Origin of the sequence: Microbacterium sp. RD1 (assembly GCF_052220165.1) — a bacterium.
In the GTDB taxonomy this organism is placed as follows: domain Bacteria; phylum Actinomycetota; class Actinomycetes; order Actinomycetales; family Microbacteriaceae; genus Microbacterium.
This window is the reverse complement of record NZ_JBQPOL010000001.1, coordinates 1,575,447-1,597,160: the sequence shown is the minus strand read 5'-3', so window position 1 is coordinate 1,597,160 and position 21,714 is coordinate 1,575,447. Positions and strand designations below refer to the sequence as shown.

25 protein-coding genes are annotated in these 21,714 nt (G+C 72.1%); 12 read left to right on the top strand and 13 right to left on the bottom strand.

The annotated features are described in order from the left end of the window. Nucleotides 1–69: 69 nt before the first annotated feature. Complete coding sequence (locus ACTU3I_RS07780; RefSeq protein ID WP_442925089.1) at nt 70–795, top strand: YidC/Oxa1 family membrane protein insertase; 726 nt, start codon at nt 70–72, stop codon at nt 793–795. A gap of 114 nt (nt 796–909) precedes the next feature. Here the strand turns inward: ACTU3I_RS07780 and ACTU3I_RS07775 are convergent, their stop codons facing one another. Genes ACTU3I_RS07775 through ACTU3I_RS07755 form a run of 5 tightly spaced genes read right to left on the bottom strand, consistent with a single transcriptional unit; the run spans nt 910 to nt 5,774 of the window. Then, nucleotides 910–3,429 carry a DEAD/DEAH box helicase gene (locus ACTU3I_RS07775; protein WP_442925088.1) on the bottom strand — a complete coding sequence of 840 codons (2,520 nt, stop codon included), beginning with the start codon at nt 3,427–3,429 and terminating at the stop codon, nt 910–912. Nucleotides 3,430–3,440: 11 nt separating this feature from the next. Continuing rightward, nucleotides 3,441–4,199, bottom strand: coding sequence for a hypothetical protein (locus tag ACTU3I_RS07770; protein ID WP_442925087.1), 759 nt, complete (start codon nt 4,197–4,199; stop codon nt 3,441–3,443). Next, nucleotides 4,196–4,894: a DUF1345 domain-containing protein gene (locus tag ACTU3I_RS07765; protein WP_442925086.1), complete on the bottom strand. Its 699-nt coding sequence runs from the start codon at nt 4,892–4,894 to the stop codon at nt 4,196–4,198. Before ACTU3I_RS07765 ends, ACTU3I_RS07770 begins: the two co-directional genes overlap by 4 nt. A gap of 23 nt (nt 4,895–4,917) precedes the next feature. Then, a complete protein-coding gene (locus ACTU3I_RS07760) occupies nt 4,918–5,277 on the bottom strand; it encodes a hypothetical protein (RefSeq protein ID WP_442925085.1) in 360 nt (119 codons plus the stop codon). Then, complete coding sequence (locus tag ACTU3I_RS07755) at nt 5,274–5,774, bottom strand: MarR family winged helix-turn-helix transcriptional regulator (RefSeq protein WP_442925084.1); 501 nt, start codon at nt 5,772–5,774, stop codon at nt 5,274–5,276. Before ACTU3I_RS07755 ends, ACTU3I_RS07760 begins: the two co-directional genes overlap by 4 nt. 78 nt (nt 5,775–5,852) lie before the next feature. Between ACTU3I_RS07755 and ACTU3I_RS07750 the strand changes: the two genes are divergently transcribed. Beyond that, nucleotides 5,853–6,134 carry a metal-sensitive transcriptional regulator gene (locus ACTU3I_RS07750; protein WP_442925083.1) on the top strand — a complete coding sequence of 94 codons (282 nt, stop codon included), beginning with the start codon at nt 5,853–5,855 and terminating at the stop codon, nt 6,132–6,134. Nucleotides 6,135–6,148: 14 nt separating this feature from the next. Next, nucleotides 6,149–6,475: a heavy-metal-associated domain-containing protein gene (locus ACTU3I_RS07745; protein ID WP_442925082.1), complete on the top strand. Its 327-nt coding sequence runs from the start codon at nt 6,149–6,151 to the stop codon at nt 6,473–6,475. A gap of 21 nt (nt 6,476–6,496) precedes the next feature. On the opposite strand, the gene ACTU3I_RS07740 is transcribed toward ACTU3I_RS07745, so the two are convergent. Beyond that, the gene (locus ACTU3I_RS07740) at nt 6,497–6,742 is read right to left on the bottom strand and encodes a hypothetical protein (RefSeq protein WP_442925081.1); all 246 of its coding nucleotides are present in this window, start codon (nt 6,740–6,742) and stop codon (nt 6,497–6,499) included. A 198-nt stretch (nt 6,743–6,940) separates the two neighbouring features. Between ACTU3I_RS07740 and ACTU3I_RS07735 the strand changes: the two genes are divergently transcribed. After that, complete coding sequence (locus tag ACTU3I_RS07735) at nt 6,941–7,540, top strand: flavodoxin family protein (protein ID WP_442925080.1); 600 nt, start codon at nt 6,941–6,943, stop codon at nt 7,538–7,540. Here the strand turns inward: ACTU3I_RS07735 and ACTU3I_RS07730 are convergent. Both ACTU3I_RS07730 and moaA read right to left on the bottom strand, forming a co-directional pair. Further along, nucleotides 7,528–8,091, bottom strand: a complete 564-nt coding sequence (locus ACTU3I_RS07730) for a PadR family transcriptional regulator (protein ID WP_442925079.1) — start codon at nt 8,089–8,091, stop codon at nt 7,528–7,530. The genes ACTU3I_RS07735 and ACTU3I_RS07730 overlap by 13 nt on opposite strands. Nucleotides 8,092–8,162: 71 nt before the next feature. Continuing rightward, complete coding sequence (moaA, locus tag ACTU3I_RS07725) at nt 8,163–9,221, bottom strand: GTP 3',8-cyclase MoaA (protein ID WP_442925078.1); 1,059 nt, start codon at nt 9,219–9,221, stop codon at nt 8,163–8,165. A gap of 158 nt (nt 9,222–9,379) precedes the next feature. Here moaA and ACTU3I_RS07720 point away from each other — a divergent pair, with 158 nt between their 5' ends. The 4 genes from ACTU3I_RS07720 to cydC are packed head-to-tail and all read left to right on the top strand — an operon-like array spanning nt 9,380 to nt 15,210. Further along, the gene (locus tag ACTU3I_RS07720; RefSeq protein WP_442925077.1) at nt 9,380–10,801 is read left to right on the top strand and encodes a cytochrome ubiquinol oxidase subunit I; all 1,422 of its coding nucleotides are present in this window, start codon (nt 9,380–9,382) and stop codon (nt 10,799–10,801) included. Between the two features lie 8 nt (nt 10,802–10,809). Next, entirely contained in the window at nt 10,810–11,820 is a 1,011-nt protein-coding gene (gene cydB, locus ACTU3I_RS07715; protein ID WP_442925076.1) for a cytochrome d ubiquinol oxidase subunit II, read from the top strand. A 1-nt stretch (nt 11,821) separates the two neighbouring features. Then, a complete protein-coding gene (gene cydD, locus ACTU3I_RS07710) occupies nt 11,822–13,531 on the top strand; it encodes a thiol reductant ABC exporter subunit CydD (RefSeq protein WP_442925075.1) in 1,710 nt (569 codons plus the stop codon). An 8-nt stretch (nt 13,532–13,539) separates the two neighbouring features. Further along, nucleotides 13,540–15,210 carry a thiol reductant ABC exporter subunit CydC gene (gene cydC / locus ACTU3I_RS07705; protein ID WP_442925310.1) on the top strand — a complete coding sequence of 557 codons (1,671 nt, stop codon included), beginning with the start codon at nt 13,540–13,542 and terminating at the stop codon, nt 15,208–15,210. Between the two features lie 75 nt (nt 15,211–15,285). On the opposite strand, the gene ACTU3I_RS07700 is transcribed toward cydC, so the two are convergent. The 5 genes from ACTU3I_RS07700 to ACTU3I_RS07680 are packed head-to-tail and all read right to left on the bottom strand — an operon-like array spanning nt 15,286 to nt 18,896. After that, a complete protein-coding gene (locus tag ACTU3I_RS07700; protein WP_442925074.1) occupies nt 15,286–15,879 on the bottom strand; it encodes a GNAT family N-acetyltransferase in 594 nt (197 codons plus the stop codon). 9 nt (nt 15,880–15,888) lie between these two features. Next, nucleotides 15,889–16,950, bottom strand: a complete 1,062-nt coding sequence (locus ACTU3I_RS07695; RefSeq protein WP_442925073.1) for a sulfate/molybdate ABC transporter ATP-binding protein — start codon at nt 16,948–16,950, stop codon at nt 15,889–15,891. Further along, nucleotides 16,947–17,729, bottom strand: coding sequence for a molybdate ABC transporter permease subunit (modB, locus tag ACTU3I_RS07690; RefSeq protein WP_442925072.1), 783 nt, complete (start codon nt 17,727–17,729; stop codon nt 16,947–16,949). Before modB ends, ACTU3I_RS07695 begins: the two co-directional genes overlap by 4 nt. Then, the gene (gene modA, locus ACTU3I_RS07685) at nt 17,726–18,505 is read right to left on the bottom strand and encodes a molybdate ABC transporter substrate-binding protein (RefSeq protein WP_442925071.1); all 780 of its coding nucleotides are present in this window, start codon (nt 18,503–18,505) and stop codon (nt 17,726–17,728) included. Before modA ends, modB begins: the two co-directional genes overlap by 4 nt. A gap of 1 nt (nt 18,506) precedes the next feature. Further along, nucleotides 18,507–18,896 carry a TOBE domain-containing protein gene (locus ACTU3I_RS07680; RefSeq protein WP_442925070.1) on the bottom strand — a complete coding sequence of 130 codons (390 nt, stop codon included), beginning with the start codon at nt 18,894–18,896 and terminating at the stop codon, nt 18,507–18,509. Between the two features lie 93 nt (nt 18,897–18,989). Between ACTU3I_RS07680 and ACTU3I_RS07675 the strand changes: the two genes are divergently transcribed. Genes ACTU3I_RS07675 through ACTU3I_RS07660 form a run of 4 tightly spaced genes read left to right on the top strand, consistent with a single transcriptional unit; the run spans nt 18,990 to nt 21,707 of the window. Beyond that, complete coding sequence (locus ACTU3I_RS07675) at nt 18,990–19,766, top strand: HesA/MoeB/ThiF family protein (RefSeq protein WP_442925069.1); 777 nt, start codon at nt 18,990–18,992, stop codon at nt 19,764–19,766. Beyond that, nucleotides 19,763–20,995: a molybdopterin molybdotransferase MoeA gene (locus tag ACTU3I_RS07670; protein WP_442925068.1), complete on the top strand. Its 1,233-nt coding sequence runs from the start codon at nt 19,763–19,765 to the stop codon at nt 20,993–20,995. Before ACTU3I_RS07675 ends, ACTU3I_RS07670 begins: the two co-directional genes overlap by 4 nt. Then, nucleotides 20,992–21,477 carry a cyclic pyranopterin monophosphate synthase MoaC gene (gene moaC, locus ACTU3I_RS07665; protein WP_442925067.1) on the top strand — a complete coding sequence of 162 codons (486 nt, stop codon included), beginning with the start codon at nt 20,992–20,994 and terminating at the stop codon, nt 21,475–21,477. Before ACTU3I_RS07670 ends, moaC begins: the two co-directional genes overlap by 4 nt. Beyond that, nucleotides 21,474–21,707 carry a MoaD/ThiS family protein gene (locus ACTU3I_RS07660; RefSeq protein WP_442925066.1) on the top strand — a complete coding sequence of 78 codons (234 nt, stop codon included), beginning with the start codon at nt 21,474–21,476 and terminating at the stop codon, nt 21,705–21,707. The genes moaC and ACTU3I_RS07660 overlap by 4 nt, the downstream gene beginning before the upstream one ends. Nucleotides 21,708–21,714: the final 7 nt, after the last annotated feature.

Below are 21,714 nucleotides of genomic sequence, written 5' to 3'. Positions count from 1 at the left end.
CCGACGGCGGTGCGAAGGCGTCCGTTCGCGGCCGATCATGCCCTGATCGCTCCCGCAGAACGGAGAACCATGAATCTATTCGACCTTCCCCCGCTCGCCCTCCTCCTCGACCTCGCCTACGGCGGCCTCACTGCGCTGTCCGGCGTCCTCGCTCCCGTGGCCGGATCCGCCGCATCCGCCGCCGCGATCGTCGTCGTCACGCTCCTCGTCCGCATGGCGCTGATCCCCGTCGGCGTCGCACAAGCGCGCGCCGAGCGCGTCCGCGCCCGCCTCGCCCCTCGCCTCGCCGAGCTGCAGAAGAAGCACCGCACCGATCGCGAGCGGCTCCAGCGCGAGACCATGAGGCTTTATCGCGACGAGAACGCCTCGCCGTTCGCCGGCTGCCTTCCCGTGCTCGCGCAAGCACCTCTCGTGGGCCTCCTCTACGCGGTCTTCCTCCACCCGGTCATCGCCGGTCATGCCAACGCGCTGCTGACCGACACCCTGTGGGGCGTGCCGCTCGGATCCGCCCTGGTCACCACGGTGCTGACGGGCACCGCCGGCCTCGCCACCGCGCTCGTGTTCGGCGGCCTGATCCTCGCCATCGCGGTCGTGGGCGAGCTGACGCGACGGGCGTTCCGCCCCGACCCGGCGACGTCGGCCCCGGCGTTCGCGGTGCGCATGCTCGGTGTCGCGCAGTTCGTGACCGCGGCCGTCGCGGCGTTCGTGCCGCTGGCCGCCGGCCTGTACCTGCTCGTGACCGTGGCGTGGACCCTCGGTCAGCGCCTCCTCCTCCGACGGGTGATCCCGGAGTGACCGCGCCACCTTGGGGCGCCGAATGTGGTTCGGGGCGACCGACGAGCGCCCCGAACCACATCGAGCGCCCCGAACCCGGGGCAGGGCACCGGGCCACGGGCAGACGACCCCGGGCTACAGGCGGATGACCTCGGCGATGCGCACGACGGCGGAGCCTGCCTCCTCGGATGCGGGGAGGTCGACCACGCCGCGGATGCGCCAGTCGTGATCGCCGGCCGGGTCGTCGAGGGTCTGCTCCACGCGCCAGAACCCGGATGCGGTGTCGGCCTCGTCGATCGAGACGAGCGCCGCCGAACGGGCCGGTCCGCCGGTGAGGATCTGATCGTGCTCGGCGAAGTAGGCATCGAGCGCCGCGGGCCAGTCGACGTCGGGATCGAGGGCCTCGAGCTCGTCGTCGCGCTGCAGCGCGGCGAGCTGCACGCGGCGGAACAGCTCGTTGCGCACGAGCACCCCGAACGCCCGCCGGTTGGTGAGCACCGACGGCGGCGCAGGCGGGACGACGGGCGCATCGGGCGCGTCAGCGGGGGCGATCAGCGCCTCCCATTCGTCGACCAGGCTCGAATCGACCTGCCGCACGAGCTCACCGAGCCAGGCGATCACATCGGCGAGGTCGGGCGTCTGGGCATCGGCGGGAACGGTCTGCCGGATCGCGCGGTACGCGTCGGACAGGTAGCGCAAGACGAGGCCTTCGCTGCGGGTCAGCGCGTAGAGGGAGACGAACTCCCCGAACGACAGCGCCCGCTCGAACATGTCGCGGACCACCGACTTGGGCGACAGCTCGAAGTCGCGCACCCAGGGCTGGCTCGACGCGAACACCTCGAAGGCCTGGGCGAGCAGCTCGGCGAGCGGCTTCGGGTAGGTGATGTCCTCGAGAGCGGCCATGCGCTCGTCGTAGTCGAGGCCGTCCTGCTTCATGGCGGCGACGGCCTCGCCGCGCGCGGCGTATTCCTGCTGCGACAAGATCGCGCGCGGGTCGTCGAGAGTCGCCTCGATGACGCTCACGACGTCCAGCGCATAGTGCCCGGTGCCCGCTGCCCGCGGCGCATCGGAAGGGTCCAGGAGTTCGATCGCGGCGAGGGCGAACGGCGACAGCGGCTGGTTGAGGGCGAAGTTCGGCTGCAGATCCACGGTCAGGCGCACGCGGATGACGCCGGCCTCATCCGCGACGACCTGCACGATTCCGGCGTCGCGCAGCGTCCGGAAGATCGCGATCGCCCGCCGTGCCAGCGCGAACTGCCGCGCTCGGGGCTCGTGGTTGTCGAAGACGAGCGAGCGGATGTGCGCGAACGCGTCGCCGCCGCGCGCGAGGACGTTGATCATCATGGCCGCGGTCAGCTGCAGCTGCGGTACGAGGGGTTCGGGCGTCGCATCCACGAGTCGCTGGAACGACCCCTCCCCCCAGTTCACGACCCCGCTCGGCGCCTTCTTCCGCACGATCTTCTTGCGCTTGGCCGCGTCGTCACCGGCCTTGGCGAGCGCGACGGCGTTCTCGATCTCCCACTCCGGCGCCATGACGATGACGTTGCCGTACGGGTCGAATCCCGCGCGCCCCGCCCGGCCGGCGACCTGCTGGAACTCGCGCGCGGTCAACTGCCGCATCTTCGTGCCGTCGAACTTCGACAGCGCGGTGATCACCACCGTGCGGATGGGGACGTTGATGCCGACGCCGAGCGTGTCGGTCCCGCACACCACCCGGAGGAGCCCGCGCTGGGCGAGCGTCTCGACCAGACGCCGGTATCGCGGGAGCATCCCGGCGTGGTGCACGCCGATCCCCGATCGGACCAGCCGGGAGAGGGTCTTGCCGAACCCGGTCGTGAAGCGGAATCCGCCGATCGCCTCCGCGATCGCGTCTCGCTGCTCGCGCGTGATGAGCTTGACGCTCGCGAGCGCCTGCGCGCGCTCCAGCGCCGCGGCCTGGGAGAAGTGCACGATGTACACCGGCGTCTCGCCGTCGCGCACCAGAAGCTCGAGCACCTCGTGCACGGGCCGCCGCGCGTAGGAGAAGTGCAGCGGGACGGGGCGCTCGACCCCCGTCACCCGTGCGGTCGGCCGTCCCGTCCGGCGGGTCAGGTCGTCGGCGATCGACGCGACATCGCCGAGGGTCGCCGACATCAACAGGAACTGCGCGCGCGGGAGGAGGAGAAGCGGCACCTGCCACGCCCAGCCGCGATCGGGGTCGCCGTAGTAGTGGAACTCGTCCATCACGACGGAGTCGACCCGGGCGTCGGCGCCCTGGCGCAGCGCCAGGTTCGCGAGGATCTCCGCCGTACAGCACACGATGGGAGCATCCGGGTTGACGGAGGAGTCGCCGGTGACCATGCCGACGTTCCCGGCGCCGAAGATCTCCACGAGCGCGAAGAACTTCTCACTCACGAGAGCCTTGATCGGCGCGGTGTAATAGGTGCGTCCGCCGCGAGCAAGGCACGCCGCGTGCGCGGCGACGGCGACGAGGGACTTGCCGGTCCCCGTCGGCGTGGACAGGATCACGTGAGAGCCGGAGACGAGCTCGATGACGGCCTCGTCCTGCGCCGGGTACAGCGTGACGCCGCGCTCCTCGGCCCACGCCACGAAGCCGGTGTAGACGGCGTCGTCATCCGAGCCGGACGGGATGAGATCGAGCAGGGTCGGGGGCACACTCCACCCTCTCACCCTGCGTCGGAGAACACTCCCACGCGGTCGCCGTCGAAGACGAACTGCAGCGACGACCCAACCGCGAAGCGCGACCGCAGCGGCAGCGGCTGCTCGGTGTCCACGGTGAACTGGACGGTCGCGGCGAACGCTCCGGCGCCGCAGCCGAAGTACTGCGGTCCGCTGAAGGAGTCCGAGTCCGACTCGAACTGCTCGGTGGGCATCACGACCAGGCACGGATCCTCGCCGCCGAACCACGAGCCCTCCGTGGTCGTGACGGCGGTCATTCCGAAGAAGTCCTGCGACACGCGTGCGTCATCGGCCTGAGGACCGAGGAATCCGGGCCACGCCGTCGGCTCCGACAGCTCCAGTGCGGCGACCTGGGCCGCGCCGGCATCCCGCGAGACGAGCCGGACGGTCGTCGACGCGGCGACCGCGCCGATCACGAGCGCGGCCACCAGCGACACCGCCCACGCGATCGCCAGGCGCCGGCGCCCGCGGGGCGGCTTCGTCGGTGCAGGGGCCGGGGAGCCCGCCGGCGGAGGCGTCCCCGATTCCGTCGGCGCGGCCTCGTTCGCGGCCGGCGGGGATGCGGGCGGCCCTGCCGTCGGCGTGCTCGCGAGGGCCGGCGGGTCGGTCGGAGGCGACGGCGCGGGGCGCAGCGCATCCTCCAGCTCCGCCAGCCGGGCGAGCGCGGCGGGGTCGGTATGGATGTCGGCGTCGGGGCCGTATGCGCGGGCCCGGAGGGAACGCAGCTCCGATTCGCGCGAGGTCACCGCCGTCCCCCCGCTTCGGCGATCGCGCCCAGCGCCGTCACGATGATGAGTCCGTTGAAGAAGAACGACAGCACCGCGTGCCCGAGCACCCGCCCCCGCATGCGCCGATCGACCACCTGGACGTCCGAGACGGCGAGGCTCACGGCCACGGTGTAGGCGAAGTAGGCGAACTCCAGGAAGCCGGGAGAGTCGGTGCCGGGGAAACGCAGGGGCCGGTCGCCGTCGCGGTAGAAGTCCTGCAGATACAGCTGCGAGAACCCCCAGTGCAACAGCATCCACGCCAGCACCATCGCCCAGATCCCGGCGGCATTGAGCAGGAAGCTGTCGTGATCAGCGAACGGATCGAGGAAGAAGATGTGCTGGACCGCCGCGGCGACACCGACGAGGCTGACGAGCGCCGTCGACGTCACCGAGATGACACGCGTCGGTCGGCTCAGCTCGAGCACGAGGGGAGGTTCGTCGGTCTCGGCCCAGCGGGCGGCTGCCGTCAGCAGCGTCCACACGGTGATCACGTAGAGCGTCCCGATGATGCACCACACCACGAGGAGCACCAGGGCCGGCTTGATCGCGGGTGTCAGGATGAAGCCGATCCCGACGACGACGAGCACGACCTGGGCGGCGAGGCTGACGATGAATCCGCCCACGGCCAGACGGCGGCGACGCCCGCGGGGGAAGACGGATCGCACACCGGTCACGATGCGAGCCTACGCGCGGATTCTCACCATCCGTGGGTGTTGAACCACTCGCGCCGTCGATCCGCCTCCTCCCGCGTGGCGTCGCCCCGCCAGGAGTCGTGTTCGATGAGCGTGCCGTCGCGGAGCGGGACGAAACCGTCGCAGACCGGGCACAGGGCGCGCCCGCCGGGGAATCCGTCGGGAAGCGGCTCGGCGGGAGATCCGGGCGCTCCGCTTCCGGGGCAGCGCGGCGGGTCGGCCCCGCGTTCGCTCCACATGAGGCCGGTGTCGCGCCGGGAATGAAGACCCGGATGGCCGGCCTCGCGTGTGCAGATCTCCCCCGATCTCCGGCTCAGGCACAATCGGCGGGCCGCACCGGCAGGGATCGGCCGTGCCGCGCTCACGACGGGTCGTCGACGAGCAGGCGCAGGATGCGCGAGAGCGCCGCTTGATCGGCACGACTGAGCACCTGCAGCTCCTCCCCCTCGCGGCGGGCGAGCTCTGTCATGGCGGCATCCACGCGCTCCGCCCCCTCCGGCGTCAGCCGCACCAGGATGCTCCGCCGGTCGTACTCGTGGGGGCGCCGCTCGATGAATCCTCGCGCGGTGAGCTTCTCCAGCCGATTGGTCATCGCCGCCGAGCCGATCATCGTGGCCTCGATCAGCTGCGCGGGACTCATCTCGTGCGGCTCGTCGGCACGGCGAAGGGCGGCGAGGACGTCGAACTCCCACGCCGCGAGACCGGCGCTGGCGAATGACGCCGCGCGGAGCTTGGTGAGCCGCCGTGCCGCCCGCCGCAGGCGCGACATGACGTCCAGCGGAGTGAGATCGACATCGGGAAGACGCTCCGACCACGCGTCGATGAGCAGATCGACCTCGTCGTCGCGATCGTCGGACACCATGATCCGACCGTAACGCGTCGCGCCGGGTCGCGGGAGCGACACGGCGCCGGACATACTCCCCGGGGGTATCATTGCCGCGTGCACGGGTACGAGGGCAGCAAGGACGACCTTCTCAAGCGCCTCCGGCGCGCGGAGGGCCAGGTGCGCGGCATCGCGCGCATGGTGGAGGAGGACAAGTACTGCATCGACATCCTCACGCAGGTGTCCGCCGCGACGAAGGCGCTCGAGAACGTCGCCCTCTCGCTGCTGAGCGATCACCTCAGCCACTGCGTGGCCGAGGCGACCGCCGAAGGCGGGCCTGTCGCCGAAGAGAAGATCCGCGAAGCGAACGAGGCGATCGCCCGCCTCGTCCGTTCCTGACAACGGGAGAACGCATGGCCGTTCACAAGCTCAACCTCGGACTTGCCGCACCGGCGGACGGATGCGGCGGCGACTCGTGCGCGTGCGCCGCCCCGACGGACGCGGCGTACGGGGACGCCGCCGGTCGCGCGGCATCCGGCCGGGAGATCGGCGTCGTGGGCATGACGTGCGATCACTGCGTCCGCGCGGTCACAGAGGAGATCTCCGCCCTCGACGGCGTCACGGCGGTGCGTGTCGAGCTGGTGGCCGGCGGGACGTCGCGCGTGCGCGTCGACGGCGACGCCTCCGACGACGAACTCCGCGCGGCCGTCACCGAGGCCGGTTACTCCCTCGTCGGCTGAGCCCGGAGCCGGGCCCGGCTCTCAGGCCGCCACGACGGCGAAGCGACGCAACGCGCCGACGGCGTCGGGAAAGGTGAGCGCCTGCTGCACCTCGACGGCGCGGTCGTACCGGGTGCCGGCGAGCGCCACGAACACATGACCGACGACTTCGACGTACCCGGCGACCTCGCCGTCCCACGCGATCTCGTACAGATCGAGGTCGACCCGGGTCCAGGGCTGAGGGGCGGCGAGCGGAGTCGACTCGATGTGACGTGCTTCCATCACCATGCGGCGACTCCTTCTGCCTTTCTCCACAGAGTGCCCTGTCGCCTCGTTTTCGAAATTCGGGGTTGACGGATCGCGGCCGCCACGGTAGGCGTTCGCGCGTGGATCGAGGGGCGGTTCGGCACCACCTTGTCAAGGCCGTACACCGAAACCCTCGCCGTCGTAGGTTCGCAGGCATCCCGCTTCGACGAAAGGAACGCCATGGTCCGCGCGCTCGCACTCAATTGCACCCTCAAGCCGGGGCCTGCCCCCTCCAGCACCGAGAAGCTCCTGCGTGAGGTGCTGTCGGAGCTCGACGGGCTCGGAGTGGAGTCGGAGCTGGTGCGGGTCGTGGACGTCGATGTGCGGCCCGGCGTCGAGAAGGACATGGGCGCCGGTGACGAGTGGCCGCCGATCCGTGAGAAGGTGCTCGCCGCCGACATCCTGGTGCTCGGCACGCCGACGTGGATGGGTCATCCGTCATCGGTGGCCTCCCGGGTTCTCGAGCGGCTCGATGCCGAGTTGAGCGAGACCGACCCCGAGGGCCGGCCGATCCTCTTCGGCAAGGTGGCCGTGGTCGCCGTGGTCGGGAACGAGGACGGCGCGCACAAGATCGCCGCCGACCTGTTCCAGGCGCTCAACGACGTGGGTTACACGATCCCCGCGCAGGGCGTGACCTATTGGAACGGCGAGGCGATGGGTTCGGTCGACTATCAGGACCTTCCCGAGACTCCCGGAAGCACGGCGGAGACGACGGCCACGGTCGCCGCCAACGCCGCGCACCTGGCGGCCCTCCTGTCCGGGGCGAACTACCCCGTCTGACCCGCGCGAGCCGGGCGCCCCCGCCTGGGTCGCTCATCGGAGAGGGCGAAGGCCGCGGGAGGACCGTCGGCGCGGACCAGATCGCCCACGGCGTCGAGCCAGGCGATCTCGCCCACCAGCCGGGCGCGCTCGGCCTCACGGAGCACGGCGCTCGGCACGTCTTCCGGTCGGTCCTCGTCCTCCAGGGCGCTCAGTCGCGCCGTCGCGGCAGCTCGCTCCGCGGCGATGAGGGCTGACGTGTCCACGCCGGGAAGGGTGCTCGCGAGCGCGATCTTCACGGCCCGCTCGTTCCGGCCGACCGGGGCGTCGGCTTCCGAGAGCCACAGCTGCGCCTCGCGTCGCCCCTCGGGGGTGATGCCCCACGAGGTGTGACCGCGGTCATCCGTCCCCTGCTTGGCCACGAGCCCGTCGCGCTCGAGGCGGTCGAGGGTGGTGTAGATCTGACCGACGTTGAGCGATTGCCCGGTGCGACGGGCGTACTCCGTGCGCAGCTGGTAGCCGTAGCAGCGACCCTGATCGAGGATCGCCAACAGGCCGCTGCGCACCGTCATGACTCTCCTCGGCATATCGAGTATGTATCTACGCAGTATAGGGGTGCGCCTCGGCGGACGGCGGGCGGACGTCAGCCGCCGATCGCGTTCATCCCCCGCGGCGGCTGAAGGAAGCCGGGGTCGTCGATCGCATGGCCGGGGAGCTTGCCGCGGACGCACGCCGCCAGCTGCGCCGCGATCGCCTCCGCCCGTCCCTCCTCGCTCGCCCCGCGGAGCGTCGGCACCAGGTCGTACTCGGCGATCGAGAAGAGGCAGTTGCGCAGTTGCCCGTCCGCCGTCAGACGCAACCGGTCGCACGCGCCGCAGAACGGCGCCGTGACCGAGGCGATGACCCCGACGCGGGCCGGACCCCCGTCGAGGAGCCACGTCTCGGCCGGCGCGCCGCCGCGACCCGGGAGGGGAGTGAGGTCCCACCGGGTGCGCAGGGCGGCGAGGATCTCCTCCCGTGGAACCATCGTCGCGCGGTCCCAGGTGTGGCCCGCGTCCAGGGGCATCTGCTCGATGAACCGCATCTGCGCGCCCACGCCGACGGCGAAATCGACGAGGTCGACGAGCTCGTCGTCGTTGACCCCGCGCATCGCGACGGCGTTGAGCTTGAGGGGGCGAAGACCGGATGCCGCGGCCGCGGCGATCCCCGCGAGCACGTCGTCGAGGCGGTCCCTGCGGGTGAGCGCGGCGAAGCGGTCGCGCCGGATGGTGTCGATGCTGATGTTCATGCGGGTCAGTCCCGCATCCACGAGCGCCGGCAGCATCTCGGGGAGGCGGATCCCGTTCGTCGTCAGAGCCACCTGCACGCGGCCCTCGGCGCCCTCGATCGACGACAGGCGGCGCACGATCTCGGGGAGGTCCGGGCGCAGAAGGGGTTCGCCGCCGGTGAGTCGGAACGTCGTCACGCCCAGGCTCGCGGCCACGAGCGCGACATCGACGATCTCGTCGACGGTGAGGATGCTCGTGCGCGCCAGCCACTCGTTGCCCTGCTCGGGCATGCAGTACGTGCACCGCAGCGAGCAGCGATCGGTCAGCGAGATCCGCAGGTCGCGGTGAACGCGGCCGTGGGTGTCGACGAGACCGTCGGCGGGCGCGGCGTCCCGCCGAACCGGCAGGCCGAGCGCGACCGGAACGGCCGTCATCCTGAGTTCCCGCATCGCATCCTCCGAGGCTACGGGGTCCCGCCGACCTACGGCTCCGTCCCCGGTGTTTCGATGACGAGAGATCGGTGCCGCAGCGCCGATCCGGCGGTGTTACCGTGTGGTCAGACCACAGATGATTCCCGCATCCGGAGGTACCCGTGGAGCTGCTCGATCCGCTTCTGCTGGCACGCTGGCAGTTCGGCCTCACGACGCTGTACCACTATCTGTTCGTCCCGCTGACGCTGGGCATGTCGCTGGTCGTCGCGATCTTCCAGACCGTCTGGTATCGCACCGCGAACGTCAAGTGGCTGCACCTCACGCGCTTCTTCGGCAGGATCTTCCTCATCAACTTCGCCATGGGCGTCGTGACCGGCATCGTGCAGGAGTTCCAGTTCGGGATGAACTGGTCGGCGTACTCCCGGTTCGTCGGCGACGTCTTCGGCGCACCGCTCGCCTTCGAGGGGCTGCTCGCCTTCTTCCTCGAGGCGACGTTCATCGGACTGTGGATCTTCGGATGGGACCGACTGCCCCGCCTCGTGCACCTGGGCACCATCTGGATGGTCGTGATCGGCTCCACCCTCTCGGCGTACTTCATCCTCGCCGCCAACGCGTTCATGCAGAACCCGGTGGGGTTCGAGATGGCCGCCGACGGCTCTCGTGCGGAACTCGTCGACTTCTGGGCGCTGCTGACGAACCGCGTCGTGCTGGCCGCGTTCCCTCACACGCTGACCTCGGCGTGGATGTTCGCTGCGGCTGTCGTGATCGCGATCGCCGCGTGGCATCTCGCCCGTGCCCGCAACGTCGAGACGATGCGTCCCGCGCTGCGTTTCGGCATGTGGTTCCTCGTGATCTCCTTCGCCGGCGTCGCGGTCTCCGGCGACCAGCTGAGCCTGCAGATGGTCGCGACGCAGCCGATGAAGATGGCAGCGGCCGAGGCGATGTACAACACCTCCTGCGGTGCCGACGCGTCGTTCTCGCTCTTCTCCATCGGCACACCCGACGGATCGGAGGAGATCTGGTCGCTGCGCGTGCCGTATCTGCTGTCGGTGCTGTCGACCCACTCGCTCGACGGCTGCGTGGAGGGCATCAACGACCTGCAGGCGCTGTACACCGAGCAGTTCGGCCCCGGCGATTACACCCCCGTCATCTGGATCACGTACTGGGCGTTCCGCTGGATGATGGCGCTGGGCGGCGCGGCAGCGGCACTCTCGGTCGCGGGCCTCTGGCTCACCCGCACGAAGTCGCGCTTCGTGATGCGCCCCTGGATGTGGCGCGTGCTGGTGTGGACCGCGCCCCTCCCCCTCCTCGGCAGCCTCGTCGGATGGGTCTTCACCGAGATGGGGCGCCAGCCCTGGATCGTCTTCGGGCTCATGCTCACCGAAGACGGGGTATCCCCGAGCGTTCCCGGCTGGAACGTGCTCATCTCGCTGCTGGCCTTCACGGCCATCTACGCCACGCTCGCGATCGTCGAGATCCGTCTCCTGATCACCTACGGGCAGAAGGGCCCCGATCCCCTTCCCGATCCGGATGCGGCGGACGAACCCGACGCCCTCGAGAACACTCCCACAACGGTCTACTAGGAGCGGACATGGACCTCGCCTATCTCTGGTTCTGGATCGTCGGAGTGCTCTTCGTCGGCTACTTCGTGCTCGACGGATTCGACTTCGGCGTGGGTATGTCCCTCCCCTTCCTGGGGCGCGACGACGTCTCCCGCCGTCAGATCATCAACACCATCGGACCGGTGTGGGACCTCAACGAGACCTGGGTGATCGTCGCCGGAGCCTGCTTGTTCGCGGCGTTCCCCGAGTGGTACGCGACGATGTTCAGCGGGTTCTACCTGCCGCTCTTGCTGATCCTCCTCGCCCTCATCGCCCGCGGGGTGTCGTTCGAGTACCGCCATCAGCGCGAGTCGCTGCGGTGGAAGCGCGCCTTCGACCGCATGATCGTGATCGGCTCGGCGCTGCCGGCGTTCCTCTGGGGCGTCGCGGTGGCGAACATCGTGCAGGGCGTGCCGCTGGACGGCGACCATGAGTTCACCGGCTCGTTTCTGACGCTGCTCAACCCCTACGGACTGCTCGGCGGCCTCACGACGCTGCTGCTGTTCTTCGTACACGGGGTCTACTTCGTCGCGCTCAAGACCGACGGCCGCGTGCACGACGACGCGCGCCGGCTCGCCACCCGCGCCGGCGTCGCCACCGTCGCGGTGGCGTCGGTGTTCGTCGCATGGACGGTGCTCGCTCATCTGTCCCTCCCCGTGGTGGCGCTCGGCGCACTCGCCGCGGTCCTCCTCCTCTCATCTCTCGTGGCGAACCTCCGCGACCGCGAGGGGTGGGCGTTCGGCTTCGGCGCCGGAACGATCCTGGCGGCGGTGCTGATGCTCTGGTGCGCGCTCTTCCCGAACGTGATGCCGTCCACGACGGATGCCGCTCACAGCCTGACGATCGAGAACGCCTCCAGCAGCGACTACACGCTGACGATCATGAGCTGGGCGGCGCTGATCTTCCTCCCGCTCGCGATCGTCTACCAGGGCTGGACCTACTGGGTGTTCCGCAAGCGGGTCACACGCGCGCGCATCGAGCAGGCCGCGCTCACGCACTGACATGACTCGACGCACCGGCCCGGTCGATCCGCGGCTCCTCACGTACGCGCGGGCATCGCGCGGGTTCCTCGCCGTCACGGCTGCGATCGTCCTCGCCCAGACCGGCGTCGTCGTCGCCTTCGCCCTGGTCCTCACCACGACGCTCGTGCGAGCCGTGGCGGGTGCGCCCGCCGACGACCTCTGGCCGCTCCTCGGCGCCGGCGCCGGCCTGGTGGTGCTGCGCTCGCTCCTGGCCGTCGCCTCGGAGCACGTCAGCGCCCGGGGCGGCGCGGCGGCGGCGCTGCAACTGCGGGATGCTCTCGTGAGCGCGGTGCGGCGACTCGGGCCGGGGTGGCTGAGCAGCCGGAACGCGGCGGCACTGTCGGTGACCGCCGGGCATGGCCTGGAGAGCCTCGACGCCTACTTCGCCCGCTACCTGCCGCAACTCGTCGCGACCGGGATCGTCACGCCGATCCTTCTCGGCGCGATGTTCCTCGCCGATCCGCTGTCGGGCCTGATCGTGCTGCTGACGATTCCCCTCATCCCCGTGTTCATGGTCCTCATCGGCCTTGCCACGCGCGCGGCCCAGCGCCGGCAGTACGACACACTGGGCTCCCTCGCCGCACGCTTCGCCGACACCGTCGCAGGTCTGGGCACCCTGAAGGCGTTCGGGAGGGAGCACCGGGCGGCCGACGCGATCGGCGGCGTGACGCGCCGCTACGCGCGCGAGACGATGGCGGTGCTGCGGGTGTCGTTCCTGTCGGGATTCGCGCTGGAATTCCTCGCGTCCATCTCGGTGGCGATCCTCGCGGTGACGATCGGCTTCCGGCTGCTCGCCGGCGAGATGGACCTGCTCGTCGGCCTGTTCGTGCTGCTCCTGGCTCCCGAGGCGTATCTGCCGTTGCGGCAGGTGGGGGCGCAGTTCCACGCCGCAGCCGAGGGTGTCGCCGCGACGGCCGACATCTTCGACGTCCTCGACGCCGCGGCATCCTTCGGCACCGCATCCGTCGGCGCCTCCGAGCGCTCCGGCACGACGGCGGCCCGCGGCGGCGGAAGGGCCCGGCGACTGGAGGCTCGGCGGCTGCGCGTGCAGCGCGGCGACCGCCTGCTGCCGCCGGTGGATCTGACCATCGAGCGCGGGCGGATCACGTGGCTGCGCGGCCCGAGCGGAGCGGGCAAGTCCAGCATCGTCGCCGCGCTCATGGGGTTCGCCGAGTTCGACGGCGAGGTGCTGGTCGACGGGGTCGCCGTCCCGCACGCGCGCGGCGCGGTCGCGTGGGCCGGCCAACGGCCCGGGCTCGTCTCAGGCTCCGTTGCCGCGAACGTCGCGCTCGGCGACAATGCGCCCGACCTCGCGCGCGTGCGCGCGTGCCTCGCCGAGGCACAGGCGCCCGACATCGACCCGGCGCGCGAACTCGGGGTCGGCGGATCGGGCCTGTCCGGCGGGCAGGCGCAGCGGGTGGCGATCGCCCGGGCGCTGTACCGGCTCGGGACCGGCCGGGCGGGCGTCCTCGTGCTCGACGAGCCCTCGAGTGCGCTGGATGCCGACACCGAAGCGGCGCTGTGGCACCGCATCCGTCATCTTGCTGATACCGGGACCGGCGTGCTGCTCGTATCGCACCGGGAGTCGGCGGCATCGATCGCCGACACCACCACTCACTTGCGTGAATCGGCTGCCTCGCCGCGCGAAATGGCAGCCGATTCACGCAAGAGGAACGGGGTGAGGACGTGAACACGCGGATGCAGCGGGTGCTGCGCTCGGCCCAGCCGCCGGCGCGGCGCTTCTTCCCGGCCGTGCTCGCGGGAGCGGGGACCGCCGTGAGCGCCATCGCCCTTCTCGCGGCGAGCGCCTGGCTCATCACCCGCGCCGCCGAGCAGCCGCTCCTGATGTACCTGTCCGCTGCCGTGGTGGCGGTGCGAGCGTTCGCCCTGGGACGCGGCGTCTTCCGCTATCTCGAGCGACTGACCGGTCATCGGGCGGCACTCACACAGCTCGCGGAGGTGCGCGCCGGCCTCGTGCGCGATCTCGTGCCCCTTGCGCCCGATGGGCTCGGCACCGCCCGCCATGGGGCGATGCTGTCGAGCCTCATCGACGACGTCGGAGAGCTGCAGCACCTGCCGCTGCGTGTCGTGCAGCCGCTCGCCGTCGCCGTCGTCGCCGCACTCGCGAGCGTCGCTTTCGCCGCGTTCGTGTCGTGGCCCGCGGCCCTCATGCTGCTCGCGTGCCTGGCGGCAGCGTTCGCGCTGTCGGTCGGTGTCGGATGGGCGGCGGGGGCCCGCGCCGAGCGCGCCGTCGCGCCGCTGCGGGCCCGGCTCGCCGATGCGGTTTACGACCTGCTCGTCTCCCTCGACGTGCTGACCGCGTTCGACGCGGCGGATGCAGCGCACGCGCGCGTGCGCACGGCCGATGAAGAGCTCCGCCGGGCCGTCGTCCGCCGCGGGGTCGCGCAGGGGGCGACGGCGGCTGCCGTCTCGCTCCTGGCCGGACTCGCATCGCTCCTCTCCCTCGTCGTCGCCGCGCCGCAGGTGGCCAGCGGCACGCTGAGCGGCCCGGGGCTCGCGATCGTGGTGCTCCTCCCGATGGCGGTGTTCGAGGTCTTCGGCCCCGTGCCCCTCGCCCTCGCCTCCTGGCGGCAGGTGCGCGCCGCGGCGGCGCGTATCGCCGACACGGTTCCCGATCGGATCCCCGCGGCGCTGCCCTCCGGCGAGCCCGCCGCGACCGGCCGTGCCCCCGCCCTGGGCTCCGGTATCGAGCTGCGCGGTCTGGGCGCCACGTGGCCCGCGCTCTCGCCCGCCGGCACCGACACCGGGCGACTCAGCGGCGTCGACCTGCACGTGCGGCCGGGCGAGCGCGTGCGGGTGACGGGACCGAGCGGTGCGGGCAAGACGACTCTCGCGCACACGCTCGTCCGGTTCCTCGACTACACCGGGTCGTACACGATCGGGGGCGTGGAAGCGCGGGACCTCGCCGGCGAGGACCTCCGCCGCACCGTCGGATTGTGCGAGCAGGTGCCCTTCCTCTTCGACGAGTCGGTGCGGCAGAACCTGCTGTTCGCCCGCGACACCGCGACCGACGTCGAGCTCGAGGCAACCCTGGAGCGCGTGGGCCTCGGCGCCTGGGTGCGCGAGCGCGGTGGGCTCGACGCTCGTGTCGGCGACCGCGGCGCGCTCGTCAGCGGTGGACAGGCGCAGCGGATCGCCCTGGCCCGTGCGCTGCTGCGCGGCTTCCCGGTGCTCGTGCTCGACGAGCCGACCGCCGGGGTCGACCCCGAGGCCTCCGCCGCCCTGCTGCAGGACCTCCTGGGCGCCGTGCGTCCGGACCAGGCGGTCGTGCTCATCTCGCACGTCGACGTGCCGGCCCCCCTCGTCGACCGCACCGTGCGTCTGGCCGGTGGGAGCCTCGTCGCCTGACGCGAGAGCGGATCGTCTCGGCGCACCGGCATCGAATTCGATGCACTCCCGGCCGGGCGATGCGCACTCGGCGAGTCAGACGGCGCGGCCGAACGCCTGCACGCCGGCGGGTGAGGGCAGCGCGGCGAACCCGAGACGGCGATAGAACGCCAGCGCGCCGGTGTTGTCGGCCGTTGCGACCAGGTGGAGGCCGGAGACCCCGGCCTCCCGGAGCGCCTCGATGAGCGCGTCGATGAGCCGGCGCCCCCACCCGCGCCCCTGCGCCTCGGGAAGCAGATCGATGTGGAGGTGCGCGGGAAACTCGTCGCCGTAGGGCTCGGCACCGGGCCCGCGGGCGTAGGCATAGCGGAGGATGCCGTCCTGACGCGTGCGGTCGCCGGTCGGCTCCGGCCACCGAGCGGCGAACCGGGGCCACCACTCCTCGCGGAACCACCGTTCGAACGCCCGCGTGTCGGGGGTCGCGACGAGATACCCGACGACCCGGTCGTCGTCATCGGCCACGACGAACGCGAATTCCGGATGCCGCGCCACGTACGGCAGCACGAAGATCTCCGCCCAGAGACCGTCGTCATCGAGCACCCCCGTCGCGTCGCCGCCCGCATCGGCGGTGCGCAGGCACACCTCGGCGAGCGCGCGCTCGTCGCCGGGTCGATAGGGCCGCATCCGCATCCCGGAATCCTAGCCAGCCGGGCAGGGCAGGAACCGCACGTCGGCGGGGGCGACCGAAAGCCGCACCGAGGTGCCCGGAGCGAGCGCCGTCGCGGATGCCGCATCGAGGTCGACCGCGCACCATTGCGCGTGCATCCGCACGCCCGTGGGAGTGGACTCCAGACGGTCGACCGTCGTCGTCCACGCGTTCTCGACCGCATCCGTGGGCACGAGGCGGACGGCGGCCGGGCGGAACACGGCGGCCAGCGGCCGGCCGGAGCCGTCCGCCCGCGCGTGCGAGGCCGCGTCCGCCGACCGCAGCCGCACGTCGCCGCGCACCCACCGGCCCGCTCCCGCCTCCCCGTCCACCCGGTTGAGCCCGGCCAGCGCCGCCACGAACGGGGTCGCCGGTTCGGCGAGCACCGTCCGGACGAGCCCGCTCTGGGTGACCGACCCGGCCTCGAGCACGAGAAGCCGATCGGCGAGGGCGGCCGCGTCCACGGCGTCGTGGGTGACGGCGACGGTGGTAACCCCGCTCAGCTGCTCACGGAGCATCGCCCGGATCTCCGCCGCCGTCACCGGGTCGAGCGCGACGAGCGGTTCGTCGAGCAGCACGGCCCGCGGCGAGGCGGCGAGCGCCCGTGCCACCGCGACCCGTTGCTGTTCACCGCCCGACAGCTCGGCGGGACGCCGGCCTCCCGCGCCGTCGAGCCCGACGCGCGCCAGCCACACGTCGGCGTCGGCCGCTGCCTGCGCGCGCGGGGTTCCCGTCGCCCGCGGGCCGAACGCGACGTTGTCGCGCGCGTTCAGATGCGGGAAGAGACGGGCATCCTGTCCGAGGAGCACGACGCCGCGGCGCATCGGCGGCACGCGCAGGCGCCCTCGAACGGGCGCGCGCTCGACCACGCGATCGCCGACGCGGATCTCTCCCTCCCCGAGCGGCACGAGCCCCGCGAGGGCATTGAGCACCGTCGACTTCCCCGCACCGCTCGGGCCCATGATCGCCACGGTCTCCCCCGCGGCGACCTCAAGCGAGAGCGACACGTCGAAGTGCTCGCGCGGCACCCGGATGCGGGCGGAGAGACCGCTCACCGCGCGCTCCCGGGCCGCCAGCCGCGCACGAGGAGAAGCACCGCGACGGCGGTGAGGAGAAGCAGCAGCGAGAGCGCGACGGCCGTTCCCGGCGTGACGCCGGCGCCGTTAAAGGCGGTGTAGATCGCCAGTGGCATCGTCTGCGTCACACCGGGGGCGTTGCCGGCGAACAGCGCCGTCGCGCCGAACTCACCGATCGCGCGCGCGAAGCACAGGACGACGCCGGCGACGAGGCCCGGGGCGGCGAGGGGCAGCGTGACGCGGCGGAAGATCGTCCATCGGCCGGCGCCGAGCGCCGCGGCGGTGCGCTCGAAGTCGACTCCGGAGGTACGCACCGCGCCCTCGACGGCGAGCACGAGGAAGGGAAGCGCGACGAAGGTCTGCGCCACCACGACAGCGGCGGTGGTGAACGGCAGACCGGATGCCGCCAGCCACCCCGTCCGGCCGAACAGGTAGAGGAGCGCGACGCCGCCGACCATCGGCGGAAGGACCAGCGGCACTGTCACGATCGCGCGGAGGATCGCGGCGAGGCGTCCGTCGGCGCGCGCGATGAGCACGGCCAGCGGCACACCGACCGCGATGCAGATCATCGTGGCCGCGATGCCGGTCTGCACGGACAGCAGGAGGGCGGAGACGGCCGCCGGGGCGGTGACGTCGGCCCACAGCGTCCCCCACGACACTCGTGAGACGAGAGCGAGGAGCGGGAGGGTGAGGAAGGCCACGGCCAGCATGGCCGGGACGGCGAGCCATCCGGGCGCGTAACCCGCGCGCGAGCTCACGGCCGCCCGAATCCGGATTCCGCGAGGATGCCCTGCCCCGCCGGCGACAGGACGAACGCCACGAAGGCGGCGGCCGCCGCGGGATTGCGGGCCCGTTCGAGCGCCGTGATCGGGTATGCGTTCACGACCTCGTCGGCCCGGGCGGGCACGATCGCCTCGACCTCGTCTACGCCGCGCACATCCGTGGCGTAGACGAGACCGGCGTCGGCCACGCCGGCGGCGACCTTCGTCCGCACGGCCGTCACGTTCTGCTCGAGGCTGGCCGCCTCCACCGCCACGCCCGCCCTCGCCAGGAGCACCGCGGATGCTGCTCCGCACGGGACCTCCGGTGCGCACAGGACGACCGTCGCGGCGGGGAGGTCGGCGAGGGAGTCGATTCCGGCGGGATTGCCGGCCGGCACGGCGATCACGAGCGTGTTGGTGGCGAACAGCTCCGGGCCGAGGGCCGCATCGCCGATCTTGGCCATGGTCGCCTCGTCGGCCGAGGCGAACACGTCAGCCGGGGCACCCTCGCCGATCTGGATCGCCAGCGTCGCGGACCCGTCGTACACGGCCGTCACATCGACGGCGGGATGAGCCTCCTCGAACGCGACGGCGATCTCGTCGAAGGCGGCTGCCAAGGAGGCCGCGGCGTAGACCGAGAGCGTCCCGTCGAGGGCGCCGGCAGTCCCGGAGGGCGACGGTGCCGTCGCCGGTGCCGCTGTCGCGCACCCCGCCACCGCGAGGATGCCGGCGAGGAGGGCGGCCGCGAGCGGTCGGCGAGCGGTGCGGTGCATATCAGTCCCTCGGCGTCTCGAGGACGACGTTGGTGGCCTTGATCGAGGCGACGGCGAGAGAACCGACCTCCAGTCCCAGCTCACGGACCGCTTCGGCCGACAACAGCGACACCACGCGGTGCGGGCCGCTCTGCAGATCGACCTGGGCCATGACGCCATCCACCTGGACGCGGGTGACGATGCCGACGAAGCGGTTACGAGCGCTGGAGAGGACGTCGGTGGGGTCTCCCGCGTCGCCGGCGGAGGAGGCGGCGTGGGCGGCGAGCGCCTCTCCGGGGATCTCCGCGGGGCTCCCGGCTGCCGGGAGGGTGCCCGCGTCGACCCACCGCCGCACCGTGTCGTCACTGACCCCGAGAAGGCGCGCCGCCTGCGCGATGCGGAAGCTGTTCACCGACGCAGATTACCGCATCCACGGGAGATCGTTCCGTATTAATCCGCACATGCGGGGCGACTCGCTCATGCGTCGGAGCCGTAGCCTGGGAGGATGAAGCCGCTGGTCGATCCGATCGACGCCCTCGCCCCCGAGGAGCTCGTCCGCACCGCCCGCTCCGCGGTCCTGGCCGGCATCGGGGAAGAGGGGCAGCGCCGGTTGGCCGCTGCGCGCGTCGCCGTGATCGGGGCCGGTGGCCTCGGCTCACCCGCGATCCTGGCGCTGACGGCGGCGGGTGTCGGAGAGATCGTCGTCGTCGATGACGACGTCGTGGAACTGACGAATCTGCAGCGCCAGATCCTTCACCGCGTGGCCGACATCGGGGCGCCGAAGACCGCCTCGGTGGTGCGGGCCGCCGCCGACCTCGCCCCCGCGGTACGCATCCTCGCCCACTCCGTGCGCCTCACCGCCGCCAATGCGAGCGAGCTGCTGGCGGGCGTGCACGTCGTCGTCGACGGCAGCGATACCTTCCAGACCCGGCGGCACGTCGCCGCGGCGGCGGAGGCGGCGGGGATTCCGCTGGTGTGGGGCGCCGTGCAGGAGTGGCACGGCCAGGTGACGGTGTTCTGGTCGGACCCGCCCGGCGGCGCGCCGGCGATCCGCCTCGGCGACCTGTTCCCCGAGGGCACAGAGGGCGATCCGCCCACGTGCGAGCAGGTGGGCGTCCTCGGAGCACTGTGCGTCCAGGTGGGCGGGATGATGGCGACCGAGGCCGTCAAGCTCGTGACGGGTGCGGGTGATCCGCTGCTGGGCCGCCTGGCCGCCGTCGACGCCCTGCGCGCACGGGTGACCGAGATCCCGATCCGGCCGGCGATCGGGGCGCACGCGTGAGCGCCCCCCGGTCGGTCGAGGAGCAGCTGCGAATTGTCCTCTCGGCCGTACGGATGCTCCCCGCCGAGACGCTTCCGATCGAGCGCGCCGCGGGGCGCACTCTGTCGACCCCTGTCTGCGCAGCCCACGACCTTCCCCTCTTCGACAACTCGGCGATGGACGGGTTCGCCGTGCGCACCGCTGACACGACCGACGCGGATGCGGCGCATCCGGCAGTCCTCCGCGTCGTGGCAGACCTTCCGGCCGGGACCGACGCCGACCCGTCGCTCGGTGCCGGTGAAGCGGCGCGGATCATGACCGGCTCCCCCGTCCCCGCCGCCGCGGACGCCGTCGTGCCCTTCGAGCAGACGGCCGGAGGTCTGGCCGATTCGCTCGGCGAGGTGCAGGTGCTCCGGCCGCCGTCGGTGGGCGCGCACATCCGTCGCCGCGGCTCCGATCTCCGCGCCGGCGACGTGGTGATCGCGGCGGGCGTGCGGCTGGGCGCCTTCCAGATCGCCGGCGCGATCGCGGCGGGCGTGGCGGAGGTCGAGGTGGCGCGGCGTCCCCGTCTGGCCGTGGTCTCCACCGGCAGCGAGCTCGTCGACGCCGGGACGCCCCCCGCCCGGGGGCGCATCCCCGACTCCAACGGCCCGCTCCTTCGCGCGCTCGTGGCGGGCGCCGAGAGCGAGATCGTCTTCACGGCCCGCGTGATCGACGAGGCCGAGGCGGTGACCCTCGCGGTGACGGACGCCGTTGCCGCCGGCGCGGATGTCGTCGTCTTCACGGGGGGCGTGAGCGCGGGAGCGTACGAGCCCGTGCGCGGCGCCTTCGAGGGCGGCGGTCACATCGAGTTCGTCCCGGTCGCGATGCAACCGGGAAAGCCCCAGGCCTTCGGCGTGCTGCCGTCGGGCACGCTCGTCTTCGGCCTTCCGGGCAACCCCGTGAGCGTGGCGGTGTCGTTCGAGGTGTTCGTGCGCCCGGCACTTCTGGCCCTGCAGGGCCGCTCCTCTCTCTTCCGCCGCCGCGCACGGCTCACCGCCGCCGCCGGATGGCGGACGCCGCCGGGGCGCCGACAGTACCTCCCGGCCGTCGTGGACCTCGAGGCCGGCACCGTGCGCCCGGCGACGACGGGCGGGTCGGGATCGCACCTGGCCGGCGGCCTGGCACGGGCGGAGGCGTTCGCGGTCGTCCCCGCCGAGGTCGAGGCCGTGAGCGCCGGCGACGCGGTCGATGTCATGCTGGTGACATGAGCTTCCCCCACCTCGACGCCGCCGGGCGTGCGCACATGGTCGACGTCACCGGCAAGCAGCCGACCGTGCGCTTCGCGACCGCGCGCGGGTTCGTGCGGTGCTCCGCCGAGGTCGTCGCGGCCCTGCGCAGCGGCACCGCGCCGAAGGGCGACGTGCTCGCGGTCGCCCGGATCGCCGGCATCCAGGCCGCCAAGTCGGCGTCGTCGCTTCTGCCGCTGGCCCACGTCATCGGCGTGCACTCTGCCGCTGTCGAGCTCGAGATCACCGCGGAGGGTGTCGAGATCGAGGCGCGGGTGGGCACCGCCGACCGCACCGGGGTGGAGATGGAAGCCCTCACCGCCGTCTCGGTCGCAGCCCTCGCGGTCGTCGACATGGTCAAGGGGATGGACCGTGGCACCGTGATCGAGGACGTCCGCATCGTCGCGAAGTCGGGCGGAAGATCGGGCGAGTGGACCAGGCCCGGGGAGCCCGACCTCCCGTGATCCGCATCCGCTACTTCGCCGCAGCGGCCGAGCGCGCCGGCACCGACGCCGAGGAGCGCGGCGAGGCTTCGCTCGTGGCGCTTCGTGCGGCCCTGACCGCGGAGCATCCGGCCCTCGGCGACATCCTTCCGCGCTGCGCCGTGCTCGTCGACGGAGCCCGAGCAGACTCCGACGTCGCCCTTCCCGACGGCGCCGTCGTCGACGTGCTGCCACCCTTCGCGGGCGGCTGAAGCGAGA